General features: G+C 72.5%; 15 protein-coding genes. 10 read left to right on the top strand and 5 right to left on the bottom strand.

Going from position 1 to position 13,935, the window contains the following annotated elements:
- Positions 1-108: 108 nt before the first annotated feature.
- Positions 109-591 carry a TspO/MBR family protein gene (locus HAV40_RS32900; RefSeq protein ID WP_166388185.1) on the bottom strand — a complete coding sequence of 161 codons (483 nt, stop codon included), beginning with the start codon at positions 589-591 and terminating at the stop codon, positions 109-111.
- 110 nt (positions 592-701) lie between these two features.
- On the opposite strand from HAV40_RS32900, the gene HAV40_RS32895 reads away from it, so the two are divergent.
- Positions 702-1,277: a dienelactone hydrolase family protein gene (locus HAV40_RS32895; RefSeq protein WP_166388184.1), complete on the top strand. Its 576-nt coding sequence runs from the start codon at positions 702-704 to the stop codon at positions 1,275-1,277.
- On the opposite strand, the gene HAV40_RS32890 is transcribed toward HAV40_RS32895, so the two are convergent.
- Positions 1,261-1,548, bottom strand: coding sequence for a Dabb family protein (locus tag HAV40_RS32890; protein ID WP_166388183.1), 288 nt, complete (start codon positions 1,546-1,548; stop codon positions 1,261-1,263). The two genes, HAV40_RS32895 and HAV40_RS32890, sit on opposite strands and share 17 nt — an antisense overlap.
- Before the next feature lie 88 nt (positions 1,549-1,636).
- On the opposite strand from HAV40_RS32890, the gene HAV40_RS32885 reads away from it, so the two are divergent.
- The 9 genes from HAV40_RS32885 to HAV40_RS32845 all read left to right on the top strand — a co-directional run bounded on the left by HAV40_RS32885 (position 1,637) and on the right by HAV40_RS32845 (position 10,211).
- Entirely contained in the window at positions 1,637-3,274 is a 1,638-nt protein-coding gene (locus HAV40_RS32885) for a carbon-nitrogen hydrolase family protein (protein WP_166388182.1), read from the top strand.
- A gap of 7 nt (positions 3,275-3,281) precedes the next feature.
- The gene (locus HAV40_RS32880; RefSeq protein ID WP_166388181.1) at positions 3,282-4,082 is read left to right on the top strand and encodes an oxidoreductase; all 801 of its coding nucleotides are present in this window, start codon (positions 3,282-3,284) and stop codon (positions 4,080-4,082) included.
- Positions 4,079-5,047: an alpha/beta hydrolase family protein gene (locus HAV40_RS32875; protein WP_166388180.1), complete on the top strand. Its 969-nt coding sequence runs from the start codon at positions 4,079-4,081 to the stop codon at positions 5,045-5,047. The genes HAV40_RS32880 and HAV40_RS32875 overlap by 4 nt, the downstream gene beginning before the upstream one ends.
- A 3-nt stretch (positions 5,048-5,050) precedes the next feature.
- Positions 5,051-6,259 (top strand): aromatic ring-hydroxylating dioxygenase subunit alpha, encoded by a 1,209-nt coding sequence (locus HAV40_RS32870; protein WP_166388179.1) that lies wholly within the window; start codon positions 5,051-5,053, stop codon positions 6,257-6,259.
- A complete protein-coding gene (locus HAV40_RS32865; RefSeq protein ID WP_166388178.1) occupies positions 6,256-6,963 on the top strand; it encodes a hypothetical protein in 708 nt (235 codons plus the stop codon). Before HAV40_RS32870 ends, HAV40_RS32865 begins: the two co-directional genes overlap by 4 nt.
- Positions 6,956-7,906, top strand: coding sequence for a hypothetical protein (locus tag HAV40_RS32860; RefSeq protein WP_166388177.1), 951 nt, complete (start codon positions 6,956-6,958; stop codon positions 7,904-7,906). The genes HAV40_RS32865 and HAV40_RS32860 overlap by 8 nt, the downstream gene beginning before the upstream one ends.
- Positions 7,907-7,967: 61 nt before the next feature.
- Entirely contained in the window at positions 7,968-8,744 is a 777-nt protein-coding gene (locus HAV40_RS32855; RefSeq protein WP_166388176.1) for an SDR family NAD(P)-dependent oxidoreductase, read from the top strand.
- Positions 8,741-9,418, top strand: coding sequence for a hypothetical protein (locus HAV40_RS32850; protein ID WP_166388175.1), 678 nt, complete (start codon positions 8,741-8,743; stop codon positions 9,416-9,418). The genes HAV40_RS32855 and HAV40_RS32850 overlap by 4 nt, the downstream gene beginning before the upstream one ends.
- A 49-nt stretch (positions 9,419-9,467) precedes the next feature.
- Positions 9,468-10,211 (top strand): maleate cis-trans isomerase family protein, encoded by a 744-nt coding sequence (locus HAV40_RS32845; protein WP_155371207.1) that lies wholly within the window; start codon positions 9,468-9,470, stop codon positions 10,209-10,211.
- Positions 10,212-10,349: 138 nt separating this feature from the next.
- Here HAV40_RS32845 and HAV40_RS32840 read toward each other — a convergent pair whose 3' ends face one another.
- Genes HAV40_RS32840 through HAV40_RS32830 form a run of 3 tightly spaced genes read right to left on the bottom strand, consistent with a single transcriptional unit; the run spans position 10,350 to position 13,879 of the window.
- The gene (locus HAV40_RS32840) at positions 10,350-11,228 is read right to left on the bottom strand and encodes a MerR family transcriptional regulator (protein ID WP_166388174.1); all 879 of its coding nucleotides are present in this window, start codon (positions 11,226-11,228) and stop codon (positions 10,350-10,352) included.
- A gap of 30 nt (positions 11,229-11,258) precedes the next feature.
- Positions 11,259-12,731: a phytoene desaturase family protein gene (crtI, locus tag HAV40_RS32835; protein ID WP_166388173.1), complete on the bottom strand. Its 1,473-nt coding sequence runs from the start codon at positions 12,729-12,731 to the stop codon at positions 11,259-11,261.
- Positions 12,732-12,748: 17 nt separating this feature from the next.
- Positions 12,749-13,879 (bottom strand): polyprenyl synthetase family protein, encoded by a 1,131-nt coding sequence (locus tag HAV40_RS32830; RefSeq protein ID WP_166388172.1) that lies wholly within the window; start codon positions 13,877-13,879, stop codon positions 12,749-12,751.
- Between the last annotated feature and the right edge of the window lie 56 nt (positions 13,880-13,935).

Below are 13,935 nucleotides of genomic sequence, written 5' to 3'. Positions count from 1 at the left end.
GCGCGCGGCCGGGCGGCCGGCGCGCGGCCGGGCGGCCGGCGCGCGGCTGGGCAGGGGCTGGGGCTGGGCTGGGGCTGGGCTGGGGCAGGGCGGTGTGGGCGGGTGGGGTCAGTTGAGTTGCCAGATGGCGTAGTTGAGGGCGGAGGCGAAGGTGACCCAGAGCCAGTAGGGGGCGAGCAGCCAGGCCGCGAGGGCGGAGATGCGGCTGAAGAGCAGGACGGTCGCGCCGATGGCCAGCCAGAGGGCGACGATGTCGGCGAACGCCAGGCCGCGCAGGCCCGCGCCGAAGAACAGCGGGGTCCAGATCGCGTTGAGGACGAGCTGCAGGGTGTACACCCACAGGGCCGGACCCCAGCCCACCCGTCGCCAGACCAGCCAGCCCGCCACGGCGATCATCGCGTAGAGGACCGTCCAGACCGGGCCGAACAGCCAGGACGGCGGTGCCCAGCCGGGCCGGGACAGGGCCGCGTAGTCGTCGGCGGGTTGCGCCACGGCCAGCCCGCCGAGGACCGCCACCACGGTCACCGCCGCGAAGAAGCCGGCCAGTGCCCACCACTGTGCGGCGGGACGTCGGGTCAGGTGAACTGTCATGACTCCGCTATAGCCGGGCCCCTACCGAGGGAAACGGTGTTTCGCGAAGTTGCGTCGATTCGCGGATCGGTATCAGGCGACGCGGCGACCCGGCCTGACAGGATGGGCGGATGGCCCACGTCGTGCTGTTCCACTCCGTCATCGGGTTGCGCCCGGCCGTGCTGACCGCCGCCGAGCGGCTGCGGGACGCCGGGCACACGGTGCTGACGCCGGACCTGTTCGACGGGGTGGTGGTGGATACGGCCGACGAGGGGTTCGAGCTGCTCCGCGAGATCGGCCCGGAGGTCGTGCAGCAGCGTGCCCGGCAGGCGGCGGCGCACCTGCCCGGCGGCGGGGTGCTGGCGGGGCTGTCGATGGGGGCGAGCTTCGCGCAGGCCATCGCCGAGCGCGAGCCGCGGGTCGGCGGCCTGCTCCTGCTGCACGGCACCGCGGGCACGCCCCGCCGGATGCCCTCCGGCCTAGACGCCCAGCTGCACATCGCCAAGCAGGACGAGTACGAGTCGGCGGACGAGATCATGGCCTGGGAGATGGCGATGGCCCGGCTGGGCGCCCGCCCGGAGGTGTTCACGTACGCGGGCGGGCATCTGTTCACCGATGATGCCTCGCCCGACTACGACGCCGCGTCCAGCGAGCTGGCCTGGGAACGCTGCCTGGTCTTCCTGGCCGCGCTCAGCCAGCCCGGCTGAAGTCGACGACCGTCCGGGCGGCCAGCCGGGGGCGCAGCCACTGCGCCAGCTCCAGATGGGCCGGGTGTTCCTGGTATCCGCGCAGGTCGGCCTCGTCCTCGTGGGTCGTGATCAGGCACAGGTGTGCCGAGACCGGGGTGTGCAGCTCGTCCAGGTGCGCCTGGAGCGTACGGACCTGCGGAACGACCCCGACCAGCCCTTCCAAAAGATCCTTCGCCTTGGCAGCATCGTCTGCGTCGGTGAACGTCATCAGCACTACGTGAGAAAGCATCACGACCTCCGGTCGACCCCTGTTGTAAACGCCCCCGCGAGTGTAGTTTCGGGAAACAGCGTTTCGCTAGGGGAACCGGAGACACCACATGGCTCCAGTACGGGTCGCCGCGGTGCAGCTCGCGGCGTCGCAGGACGTCGAGGCCAATCTCGCCGCCTGCCTGCGCCTGATCGACGAGGCCGCGGCCCAGGGCGCGCAGCTGATCGTCCTGCCCGAGTTCTGCAACCACCTGTCCTACTACGCCGACCGGGACGAGGCGCACCGCATCGCGACCCGGCCCGGCGACCCGTTCCTGACCGCCGTCGCCGACCGCGCCCGCACGCACCGGGTGTACGTGAAGATCAACGTCACGCACGCGCACCCGGACGGCCGCACCGGCGGCACCAACTTCATGTTCGGGCCGGACGGCGCGATCCTCGGCCAGTGCGACAAGCAGACGCTGATGGGCGCGGAGAACGACCACCTCGACCCGGCCGGCGAGGTCGGCCCGGTGCTCGACACCCCGCTCGGACGCCTGGGCATGTACGCCTGCATGGAGGGCGTCATCAACGAGGTGGCCCGCGGGCTCGCCCTGCGCGGTGCGCAGGTGCTGCTCAACAGCCTGAACTCGTTCGCCACCGACGAGGCGAGCCTGCACATCCCGGTCCGCGCGGCCGAGAACAAGGTGTGGGTCGTCGCCGCCAACAAGGTCGGCCCGCTGCTGCCCGAGGAGCACCTGCCGCGCCTGAGCGCAGGTCTCGGCGTACCCGCGGAATGGCTGCACGGCGCCGGGGAGAGCCAGATCGTCGCGCCTGACGGCACGGTCGTGGCCAAGGGGCCGCGCACCGGCGAGGCCGTCGTGGTCGCCGACATCGACCCGTCCCTGGCCGACGACAAGCGCCGTCCCGACGGCACCGACATCTTCGCCGCCCGGCGGCCCGAGCTTTACGCCCCGATCGCCGCGCCGCCGCAGGGCCGCCGCCACGAACCCGGCGCGGCGACGCTGCCCGTCGCGATCGTGCGCGGCGACAGCGCGACCGTGCTCCGCGAGACGGCCCGCGCCGCCGCGGCCGGAGCCCGCCTCATCGTCACCACCGAGACCGACCCGGCGCTGCTCGCCGCCGCCCTCGACGGCACCAGCGCGCACGCCGTGACCGCGACGCCGACCGGCCCGATCCTCGTCGACGCCAACGGCGAGGTCGCCCGCCAGCCCCTGCTGCACCCTGCCGGGAGCGGCGGTGCGGCCGCACCGGCCTTCACCGCGCCGGACCGGAACGCCGCGACGGCCACATCCGACGCCGACGCGGTTCGCGTGGTGCAGTTGCCGTGGGGGCGACTGGCCCTGGTGTCGGGGGCAGACTCGATCTTCCCCGAGGTGTTCCGGCTGGCCGCGCTCGCCGACGCCGATGTGGTGGCGGTGCCGTTCTCGGCGGTGGAGCCGTGGGAGCTGAGCCTCGGGCTGCCGGAGCGAGCGGCGGAGAACCGCCTCAACGTGGTCGCCGCCGCGCCACTGGAGCAGGACAGCGCGGTGTTCGCGCTGTCGCCCGACTTCACCCTGTGGACCGCGTGGCAGGGCCCGTTCACCGGGCGGATCAGCCATCCGGTCGTCACCACCGTGCCCGCCGGACAGGTGTCCGGGCGGGCTGACGTCGCCCCGGCGCAGGCCGCCAACCGGCAGGTGTCGCGGCGTACCGACCTCGTCGACGGCCGCCCCTGGCGGCTCGTGCAAGCCCTCACAGAAAGGTAGACCGGCAGTGGCCGAGACCCTGCGGCACGTCGAGGACATGGTGGACAACTCCCCCGCCGTCGACGTGCACGAGACGTTCCACCTGTACCAGGAGCTGCTGGCCGAGCTGAAGGCGAAGATCGACGCCCGGTTCGAGCTGCAACGCGACCCGTCCACCCTGGAGCTGGAGTCGTACGGGCAGTACCCGGACGGCCCCGGCGGCTCGCTGGCCGCGTACAGCGGACCCGAGGTCGACTGGATGGTGCACTCCTGGCTGGGCAACCCGTCGGCGAGCTTCGCCAACCTGCACCTGACCGTGTGGCTGGGCCCGCAGGTCAAGGTGCCGCACCTGGGCCTGGCCCTGCTGGTATGGCCCGAGGGCTGGTTCTACCTCGACTCCGTGCCCCGGGTGAACCTGATCGCCGACGGCGATTACTACGACAGCTACTACGCCCCGCTCGACGCCGACTGGCTGGCCCACCGCGCCGACCCCGAGTTCGAGTACTTCGTCAGCCGGGCGGGTTTCATCCGCGCCAGCCTGAGCCCGACGGCGTACTGCTACTCGTTCGGCCGCAGCGAGCGCAACATCGACATCGTCCGCAAGCTGACCCACGCGCACGTGGACCGCTGGCTGCGCTGGGTCGACGAGGCCCCGCCGGTGCCGGAGGACGAGCGGGCCGCGCTGGCCGAGACCGACCTGCGGATGCGCCGCAACATCGCCGAGCGCGACCCCGCCAACGTGATGGGCGTGCGCTTCTTCGGCCAGGAGACCACGGACAAGCTGGTCCGCGGCCTGTGGGGCGGCGACCGGAAGCTGGCCCGGCCGTGAAGGTGATCCGCTCGCTGTGGTGGGCCGCCACGATCCCCGGCTACGAGGCCCCGTTCGACACCGCGCACCTGCGCGTCTACTACCCGGCCCGGCCGGACGGCTCGGACCGCGAGCGCCTGTCCGGCGTGATGGCGGCCGACGCGGACGGTGCGCCGTACCCGGTGGCGGTGATCGTGTCCGGGGTGAACGTGGGCCAGGAGGCGTACCGCTGGCTGGCGGTGCGGCTGGCCGAGCAGGGCGTCGTCGCGGTCACCTACGACTGGGTCGGCACGCTTTTCGGCGGCCTGCACGGCATCACGCCGGGCGTGGACCTCGACGCGGCCCGGCCCGACGGCTACGGCAAGCGGCCCACCACGCCTTCGCTGCGGCCGGTGCTCGACGCCCTCGCGGCGATGACCGGGCCGACGGCGGGGCTGCTCGACCTGAACAAGGTCGCCCTGATCGGGCACTCGGCGGGCGGCACGGTCGCGCTCCAGTCGGCGAGCTTCGTGCCCGAGGTGAAGGCGGTCGCCACGTACGGCGCGCACACCATGGTCGCGACGATGCTGGGCTGGCCCGCGGGCACCGTGCTGCCGGCCCAGGCCGACTGCCCGGTGCTGCTGGTCGCGGGCACCAACGACGGCGTGATCAACGGCTCGGCCGACCGCTACGGCGAGGACGCGGCCACCCGCCGCGACCCGATCACGCGGACGTTCGACGAGGCGCTGCCCGACCGGGGCGGCGACAACGCGCTGGTACGGCTGGCCGGGGCGAACCACTTCGCGATCGTGCACCCGGTCGACCACACCGCCGCGCGCGCGTTCCTCGACCAGCCCGCCGACGGCGACCCGGCCGCGCACCGCGAGCTGCTGGCCGATCTGCTCGGCACGTTCTGCCGGATGCATCTGACCGGCGACCAGGCGGCGTATACCGAATGGGACAAACTCGCCGAGCACGGCGGCGTCGCGTCGATCCAGCGGAGGTAAGCCATGTTGAAGAACTTCTGGTACGCGGTCGAGTTCGCCGACCGGGTGACCACCAAGCCGGCCCGGATCACGGTGCTCGGCCAGCACCTGGCCCTCTACCGCACCCCGAAGGGCCGCCCCGTCGCGCTGAGCGACCTGTGCGTGCACCGCGGCGCGGCGCTGTCGGGCGGCACCACCAAGGACGGCTGCATCGTCTGCCCGTACCACGGCTGGGAGTACGACGCCGACGGCCAGTGCGTGAAGATCCCGGCGAACCTGCCCGGCCGCCCCATCCCGAAGAAGGCCCGCGTCGACTCGTACCCGGTGGCCGAGAAGTACGGCTTCGTCTGGGTGTTCATGGGCGACCTGCCGGAGTCCGAGCGCCCGCCGATCCCGGTGTGGCCGGAGTTCGACGACCTGAAGGAGAACGGCGGCCGCTTCCGGGCGGTGACCGGCGAGTTCCTGTGGAAGGCCAACTACGAGCGCATCCTGGAGAACGGCTGCGACATCGCGCACGCGCCGTTCGTGCACGCGGGGGCGTTCGGCAACCCGGAGCGCCCCGAGGTCGCCGAGTACGAGCTGGAGACCCCCGACGAGTGGTCGGCGTTCGCGACGGTCGACCTGTACCCGCCGCGCCCGAAGGGCATCTGGGCCGCACTGAACCGCAACAAGGGCGACCTGGCCAACCGGCCGCCGGTGCGCACCTCGGCGGGCTGGATGCTGCCCAACATGATCAAGCTGCACGTGCGGCTGCCGATCGGCGAGCTGATCATCTACGACACCAACATCCCGATCGACGAGACGACCACGCTGGTCAAGTGGGTCGCGCTGCGCACCTTCTTCACCGGCAAGTGGGCCGACAAGAACGCGATCAGCCGCACCTTGAAGATCTTCTACGAGGACGCCGAGGTCGTGAACAAGGTGCGGCCCGAGCTGCTGCCCTTCGACCTGGGCGCGGAGCTGCACATCAAGAGCGACCTGATCGCGGTGCACTACCGCCGCCGCCGCCAGGAGCTGGCCGAGAAGGGCTGGCTGCTGTCCGAGGAGGACAGCATCACCGGCGACGTGCCGCGCCGCACCGCGACCGTGATCGCGTCCCCGGCCCGCCGGGAGAACCCCGAGCTGGCCCGCGCCTGGGTGCACAAGGCCCGGGGCGAGCACCCGACCGTCCAGGCCGCCTGGGACGCCGCCGCGGCGGCCGAGTCCGAATCCACCCCTGAGGAGCGACCGTGAGCCTGCCCGCCGACCTGTGCGAGCGCACCCTGCAACGTATCCTCGCCCGGCACCCCGACCTGGTCGCGCAGGACACCCCGCTGGCCGAGCTGACCAGCCCGATGTCGCCCGCCCCGGTCGGCTCCGTGCGGATCTTCCGCGGCGAGGCCGTGGCCAAGGTCGTGTACGTCGGCCTGGTGGTCCCGATGATCCACCTGGACAGCCACATGATCTTCGCGTTCACGCCCGAGGACTCGGCCGTCCCGCACTTCACCCTCGACTCGGTGTACGGCGGCTCGTACCACGCGTTCCACCTGGACCTGATCCCGCGCGCCGACCTGGCCGTGAACCTGGCCTACCTGGACGCGGCGTTCCACCCGCTGACCCCGGTGTTCGAGGCCGCGTCGGCGACCGAGGGCCTGTCGGCGGCCGCGGTCGGGCCGCGCCAGCGCGCCGTCATGTCGCCGTGGATGCTGGTCAACCGGGCCACCGAGGAGGCGTTCGCGAGCATCGACGCGCACGTGAACGCGTACGCCGACCACTGGTCGACGCTGGTCGAGAAGGGGCTGCCCAGCCCCGACGGCGTCGACCTGGCCGCGCGGGACGCCGCCGTGCGGGGCAACATCTTCAGCCGCGACGTCGACCCGGTCTGGGCGCAGGTGTCCCGGCTGCTCGGCGACGCGACCACCGACGCGATCCGGGCCGAGCTGGTGGCCAATGGCTGAGCCCAGCGAGTGGCAGAAGCGCATCACCGGGGAGTGGCACGGGCGGCCGTCGCTGTTCGACGCCACCGGGACGTGGTGCGGATACGAGGACATCCGGCGCTCGTCGGTCTTCGACAACGGGGTGACCACGTACTACATGGACGGCGGGCTGACCGGGGGCGGGCCGCTGGCCGGGCAGTTCCGGCTCGGCGCGCCGTTCGCGTTCGGGGTCAAGGACGCCGACGACGACCGGGTGTACACCGGGCCGGACTTCTACGGCACCGGCCAGCCCTACGGCTCGTTCGTCGACTCGCACTACTACGGCCCCGGCTGGCAGGTCGACCTGAACACCTGGAACCAGATCCTGCCCGACGGGCAGACCCAGGTGTACTCCTCCGTGCTCTACCAGGGCTGGGCCGTCGTCGGCTGCTTCAACGGCGTCTACACCCGCAGCACCGACCACGACGACAACCCCGCCACCCGGGAGCGGGTCACCGACTTCCTGGCCGCCGAGACGCGCCGGGGCCCGGTCCCGCACATCATGCCCACCAAACAATCCGGGGCGTACGCGGGCAGCTGCGAACTCTGGGGCGCCGACCAGAAGCCGCGCGGCAACGTCGACGTGCGCATCGGCCTCGAACCGCTCGACCTGCTGCACACCCGCCGCACCCTCGCCTGGTCCGGCGCGCTGACCCGCAGCGCCACCGCCACCGCCCGGCGCGACGGCAACCGCCTGTTCCACGAGGGCCCCGACGCCTGGGGCAACGCCGTCGCCTTCGGCCGCGCCGCGTTCGGTTCGCTGCACTTCACCGACGTGACCAAGCTGAAGTACCGCGAGTTCATGATCGACGCCGAGCCGGGCATGACCGCCGGCAAGCGGCTCGCGGTCGTCTACGAGATCTTCCAGGGCAACGTGCTCGACAGCGTCCTGCACGGACTCCTGGAATGGGAGGACGCGGCATGACCGAGCGCGGCGAGGCAATCATGAGACCGTTGGTGGTCATGTCGACGCCGGAGGCGGCGGCATGACCGGCAAGGTCGTGGTGGTGACGGGTGGGACCAGGGGCATCGGGCTCGGCCTGGTCCGGGAACTGGCCGCGCGGGGCGCACAGGTCGTGTACTGCGGGCGCTCCGTCGACTCCGTCAAACGCGCCGGGGAACAGGTGCCGCAGGCGTACGGCGTGGTCGCCGACGTCACCGACCGCGAGGCCGTGCGGCGGCTGTGGGACGCGGCGGTCGAGCGGCACGGGCGCGTCGACATCTGGATCAACAACGCGGGCATGTCCCCGGCCCGGCGCAAGCTGTGGGAACTCGACCCCGAGGCGCTGGACGCGACCGTCGACCTGAACCTGCGCGGCCTGCTGCACGCCAGCGCCGTCGTGCTGGCCGGAATGGCTGCCCAGGGCGCGGGCGCGCTGTGGAACATGGAGGGCTTCGGCTCCAACGGCATGCTGCGCCCCGGCCTGACCGTGTACGGCGCGACCAAACGGGCCGTCACCTACACCACGGACAGCCTGGCCAAGGAGGTCGAGGGCACCGGGGTCACCGTGCACCACCTGTCGCCGGGCATGGTCGTCACCGACCTGCTCACGCACGACTACACGCCTGAGGAACTCGCGCAGGCGAAGAAGATCTTCAACATCCTCGCGGACCGGGTCGAGACCGTCACCCCGTGGCTGGCCGAGAAGGTGCTGGCCGGAGCCAAGAACGGGGCCCGGGTGGCGTGGCTGACCCGGGGCAAGGCGTTCGGTCGCTTCCTGACCGCGTTCCGCAAGCGTGACGTGTTCGGGGAGGACGCGTGAACACCAACGACTACCCGGTGATCATGGCGCTGGAGGACTACGTCCCCACGCTGCTGGCGCTGGCCGGGTTCTGGCTGCTCGGCGGGGCGTCCGCCGCGATCGACCGGCGGGTCGCCGTTTTCGGCCGCGTCGGGGCCGTGCTGATCGGGCTGGGCGGGGTGGCGAAGTCCACCTGGAAGCTGATCCTTTCCGCGTTCGGCGAAGACGTGCGGTGGCTGGAGCAGTCGCTGTTCCCGCTGATGGCGACCGGGGCGCTGCTGGTGCTGTGGTCGCTGCACACGACCTTGCGCGGGCGGCGCGCGCCGTGGTGGCCGTACGCCCTGGTGGGTGTGGGGGTCGCCGGGGCCGCGGTCGCGCTGGCGAGCGTGCAGCCCGCGTTCGTCGCGGCCACGACGGGGGTCACCGCGATCAGCGTGCTCGGCGCGGTGCTGGCCGGGCGCCGCCGGGCCTGGGGCGCGGTCGTGCTGTACGTGCTCGGCATCGTCGCGGTCACCTCGCTGGTGCCGCTGCGCAACCACCCGCAGCACGACACGGCCGCCTTCCAGTGGCTGGAGCAGGGCACCAACACCCTCGCCCAGGCCGTCTTCCTGACCGCCGCCCTGCTCACCGTCCGCGCGGCCCGCCGGTCGGCCGTGCCGGCCGCGACGGCGGACCCGGCCAGGGTGACCGCATGAGCCAGACCACCACCCGGGCGGTCCGCCCGGCCGACCGCGAGGAGCGGCGATGACCGACGCACTGGGCTGGCGGCGCAAGTTCGGCGTCATCGCGCCGTCCACCAACACCATCGTCGAACCCGACTTCTACTCGATGACCGTGCCGGGCGTGACCGCGCACTTCTCCCGCATCCACATCCGCAACCAGGACCTGTCCGACGACGCGAACTTCGAGCACCTGCTCACGCAGATCCGCGACGAGATCGGGTCGGCCTGCGAGCGGGTGCTGACCTGCGAACCCGACTACATGGTCATGGGCATGTCGGCGGAGACGTTCTGGGGCGGGGTCGAGGGCAACCGCGAGTTCGTACGCCAGATCAAGGCCATCACCGGTCTGGAGGTCGCGACCGGCGCGGAGGCCTGCGAGCGGGCGCTGAAGATCTACGGAGCGCGCCGTATCGGTGTCGTGACGCCGTACCAGCCCGTGGGCGACCAGAACGTGGTCAAGTTCTTCAGCGAGATCGGGTTCGAGGTGACCGCGATCGAGGGCCTGAAATGCCCCACCGCGGTGGCCATCGCCCACGTCACCGAGGACGAGCTGCGCGACGCGATCCGCAAGGTCGACGGCCCCGACGTCGACGCGATCGTCCAGTGCGGCACCAACCTGTCCATGGTGCGCCTCGCCGACGAGGCCGAACGCTGGCTCGGCAAACCCGTCATCGCCATCAACGCCGCCACCTGGTGGATGGCCCTACGCGACAACGGCATCGACGACAAGGTCCACGGCGCAGGCTCCCTCCTCCGCGACCACTGACCCCCCTTTTTTCCATAGACGCTGGCCTATTACATCGAGTTTGATCTGCAAATAATCGATGTAATAGGCCAGCGTCTATGGAAAACGGGGTGGCGCGGGCCGGTTGCCGGGGGCGTGGCGCGGATTGTGCGGGCGGGGTCAGTGGTCGCGGCGGGTGGTGACGGGGAGGGCTAGGCGGAGGGCGTCGCTCAGGTCGGCGGGGCGGGAGACGCCGGGAGGCAGGGGGTCGCCCCAGCCGGGGCCGGCGGCGGCGATCAGGGCCGGGCGGGGACGGGCGGCGAGGACCGGTTCGAGCTGGGCGGGGTCGCCGGTCGGGGTGAACTGGGACCAGATGAAGACGGCGGCGGGGCCGGTACGGCGGATCGCGTCGGCCAGGGCCAGCGGTGGTACGCGGGCGCCCAGCATGCGGCTGCCGCAGCCCTGCTCGGCCAGCGCGGCGGCCAGCGCCTCCAGGGGCAGGGTGTGCTGCTCATCGGCGGCGCAGGCGAGCAGGGTACGCGCGGCGGACGCGCCAAACGGCCGGGGCACCGTCCACAGCACCTCCAGGATGCAGCGCGACAGCAGGTGCTCAACCTCGATCATGTGGTGGTCCGGCTCCTGGCGGCGGGCGACCTCGACCAGCACCGGGCAGAGCAGGTGGTCCCAGGCGTAGACGACGCCGCGGCCGCGTACCGCCGACGCGATCGTGGACAGCATCGCGGGCATGTCCAGGCGCACCGCGGCGACGGTGAGCCCGCGCGCCGACGGGTCGGCGACCGGGGCGAGGCGGGCCGGGGCGGGTTCGCCGGGCAGCCCGGCCAGCGCGATCCGGGCCGCCTCGTGGGCGGGCACGCCCTCGGTGGTCAGGCGGCACATGACTTCGAGGCGGGCGACGTCGTCGGGGGTGTACCGGCGGTGCCGGTGCGCGACGTGCTCACTGGGGCCGAGGCCGTACCGCTGGTGCCAGGTGCGCAGCGTGGTCACGGCGACGCCGAGCCGCCGCGCGACCTCTCCGACACTGCGCCCGTACTCGCTCATGTCCGGCGCTCCCCCGTGGCGCGGGACATGTCAGCCGCCGACGATGCGCTGTGCGGCGAGCTTGCCCGAGATCAGCACCATCGGCACGCCCACGCCGGGGGTGGTGCCGGAGCCGGTGAAGACCACGTTGGACAGGGCCGGGTGCAGGTTGCGCGGCCGGAACGGGCCCGACTGGGTCAGCGTGTGCGCGGCGGCGAACGGCGTGCCCGCGTCCATGCCCAGCTCGGCCCAGTCGACAGGGGTGATCACGGTCCGGGTCTGCACGCCCGCCTTGAAGCCCGTGTAGCCGCGCGCTTCGAGGACGTCGATCAGCTCGTCGGCGTACCGGTCGGCGAGCCCGCCGCGCCAGTCCTGGTGCCCGGCGACGAGGTTCGGCACGGGCGCGAGCACGTAGTAGGTGTGCCGCCCGGCGGGGGCGACCGACGGGTCGGTCCGGCTCGGGTTCGTGACCAGCAGCGACGGGTCGCTCATCAGCTCGCCCCTGGTGATCACCTCGTCGAACGTGCGCCGCCACTGGTGCCCGAAGTGGATGTTGTGGTGCCCGGCCTTGGTGTACTCCGCGCTGGAGCCGATGTGCATGACCACGCACGACGGCGAGTAGCGCAGCTTGCGGGGGTGCGAGCCGGGCAGCAGCGCGTGCGCGGCGGCGGTGTCGGGGTTGAGCACTACCGCGTCGGCGGGGATGCGCTCGCCGTCGGTGGTGACGACGGCGGTGGCCCGCCCGCCGCTGGTCTCCACGCGCAGCGCCTGGGTGCCGTAGCGCATCCGTACGCCGTGCTTCTCGGCGGCGGCGGCCATGGCAGTGGGCAGGGCGTGCATGCCGCCGCGCGGGAAGTAGACCCCGGCGACGGAGTCGAGGTACGCGATGACGGTGTAGACGGCGAGGGCCTTGTGCGGGGACAGGCCCGCGTACATGGCCTGGAACGAGAACACCCGCCGGGTGCGTTCGTCCTTGAGGAACGTGTCGATGCGGTTCTGCAGCCGCCCGAACGCGCCCGCCGCGACCAGCCGCAGCAGGTTGGCGGTGAGCAGGTCGCGCGGGGTGTCGAAGTTGCGCTCGATGAAGTCGTGGCGCTCCAGCTCCCAGAGCCGCCGGGCGTAGTCGACGAAACGCCGGTAGCCGTCGGCCTCGCGCGGCCCGCAGACCTCGGCGATCTCGGCCGCCATCCGGTCGGGGTCGGCGATGACGTCGAGCTTCGAGCCGTCCGGGAACCAGGCCCGGTATGCCGGGTCGAGCGGGTCGAGGGTGAGCCAGTCGGCCAGTTCCTCGCCGACCGCCGCGAACGCCTCGGCGATCAGCTCCGGCATGGTCAGCACGGTCGGGCCGGTGTCGAACGTGTAGCCGTCGCGGTCGAGCCGCCCGGCCCGGCCGCCGGGCACGTCCTCGCGTTCCAGCACCGTCACCTGGCGACCGGCACCGGCCAGGTGCAGCGCGCACGCCAGCCCGCCCAGCCCTGCCCCCACCACGACCACGTGGTCGGTACGTCCGGGAACCGTCCGCATGCGTGCGCTCCTTCCGGTCATGCCGCGCGCCAGGCGACAGCGGCGGCGAGTGCGCCGAGCGCGGCCTGGACACCGGGATCGACGGGCGCGTGGGCGAGCGCGCCGTGGGCGTCGGCGACCCGTTCGGCGATCATGTCGCCGAGCGTCGACGCGGCCCCGGTCTCGCGGACCAGCTCGCCCAGCCGGGCCACGTCGGGCTGCTCGGCGGCCAGCAGTTTATCCAGCTCGTCGCACTGGGCGGCGCTGGCCTGCGCGCGGGCGAGCAGCAGGAGCATGGTCGGCTTGCCGAGGTCGTCGCCGACCGGCTTGCCGGTGACGGCGGGTTCGCCGTACAGGCCGAGCAGGTCGTCGCACAGCTGGAAGGCCTCGCCGACGGCCAGGCCGTAGCGGGTGTAGGCACGCCCGAGCGGCCCGCGCGCGAAGGTCGCCGACGGGGCTCCGGCCAGTGCCGCGCCGTAGTGCAGCGGCCAGGTCGCGGTGTAGCCGGCGGTCTTGAGCCGCGCGGTGCGCAGCGCCCGCTCCGGGGACCAGGTGGGCACGTGGTCGCCGAGCACGTCCAGGAACTGCCCGGCGATGGCCTCGACCCGCATCCGGTCGTATGCCGCCCGCGCTCCCGCCAGCGCCGCCGCGTGCACCTTGGCCCGGCCCATCAGCCGGTCTGCCCAGACCAGGCACAGGTCGCCGACGAGGATCGCGCCCGCGTCGCCGAAGCGTTCGGCGTCGCCGCGCAGCCGCTGCCCCACGTGCGCGGCGGCGAGCGCCCGGTGCGCGGTGGGGCGGCCCCGGCGGGTCGCCGAGCGGTCCATCACGTCGTCGTGGACGAGCGCGAACGCGTGCAGCAGTTCGAGGGCGGCGAGCGCGGGCAGCACCGGCTGCACCGGCGCGTCGGGCCCGGCCACGCTGCGCCAGCCCCAGTAGGCGAACAGGGGCCGCAGGCGCTTGCCGCCGCCGAGCACCGCGTCGCGGGTGGCGGCGAGCAGCGGTTCGAGGGCGTGGTCGACGTCCAGCAGCGCGGCGGTCTCCGCGAGAACGAAGTCGCTGAGCGTGGCCTCGACACGTTGTTGCAGGTCGGCGGCGTGGTCTACCGACCCTGGGCCCGCTGGCAGGGTAAAGGAAGGAGCGGTCGCGGAGAAGGTGTCGTTTGCCACGGGCCAAGATTAACGTAGACTCGGAGTTGCGTCGATTGTTGAGTCGATTTTTCTGA

The sequence above is a fragment of the Catellatospora methionotrophica genome, assembly GCF_011297335.1.
GTDB lineage: Bacteria > Actinomycetota > Actinomycetes > Mycobacteriales > Micromonosporaceae > Catellatospora > Catellatospora methionotrophica.
This window is presented reverse-complemented; position numbering and strand designations above follow the sequence as displayed.

What these genes read in the sequence shown, in the direction of transcription:
- HAV40_RS32890 (WP_166388183.1), bottom strand. Translation starts at nt 1,548, where the DNA reads ATGCTTTCTCACGTAGTGCTGATGACGTTCACCGACGCAGACGATGCT.
- HAV40_RS32855 (WP_166388176.1), top strand. Translation starts at nt 7,968, where the DNA reads ATGACCGGCAAGGTCGTGGTGGTGACGGGTGGGACCAGGGGCATCGGG.
- HAV40_RS32840 (WP_166388174.1), bottom strand. Translation starts at nt 11,228, where the DNA reads ATGAGCGAGTACGGGCGCAGTGTCGGAGAGGTCGCGCGGCGGCTCGGC.
- HAV40_RS32895 (WP_166388184.1), top strand. Translation starts at nt 702, where the DNA reads ATGGCCCACGTCGTGCTGTTCCACTCCGTCATCGGGTTGCGCCCGGCC.
- HAV40_RS32845 (WP_155371207.1), top strand. Translation starts at nt 9,468, where the DNA reads ATGACCGACGCACTGGGCTGGCGGCGCAAGTTCGGCGTCATCGCGCCG.
- HAV40_RS32870 (WP_166388179.1), top strand. Translation starts at nt 5,051, where the DNA reads ATGTTGAAGAACTTCTGGTACGCGGTCGAGTTCGCCGACCGGGTGACC.
- HAV40_RS32860 (WP_166388177.1), top strand. Translation starts at nt 6,956, where the DNA reads ATGGCTGAGCCCAGCGAGTGGCAGAAGCGCATCACCGGGGAGTGGCAC.
- HAV40_RS32885 (WP_166388182.1), top strand. Translation starts at nt 1,637, where the DNA reads ATGGCTCCAGTACGGGTCGCCGCGGTGCAGCTCGCGGCGTCGCAGGAC.
- HAV40_RS32900 (WP_166388185.1), bottom strand. Translation starts at nt 591, where the DNA reads ATGACAGTTCACCTGACCCGACGTCCCGCCGCACAGTGGTGGGCACTG.
- crtI (WP_166388173.1), bottom strand. Translation starts at nt 12,731, where the DNA reads ATGCGGACGGTTCCCGGACGTACCGACCACGTGGTCGTGGTGGGGGCA.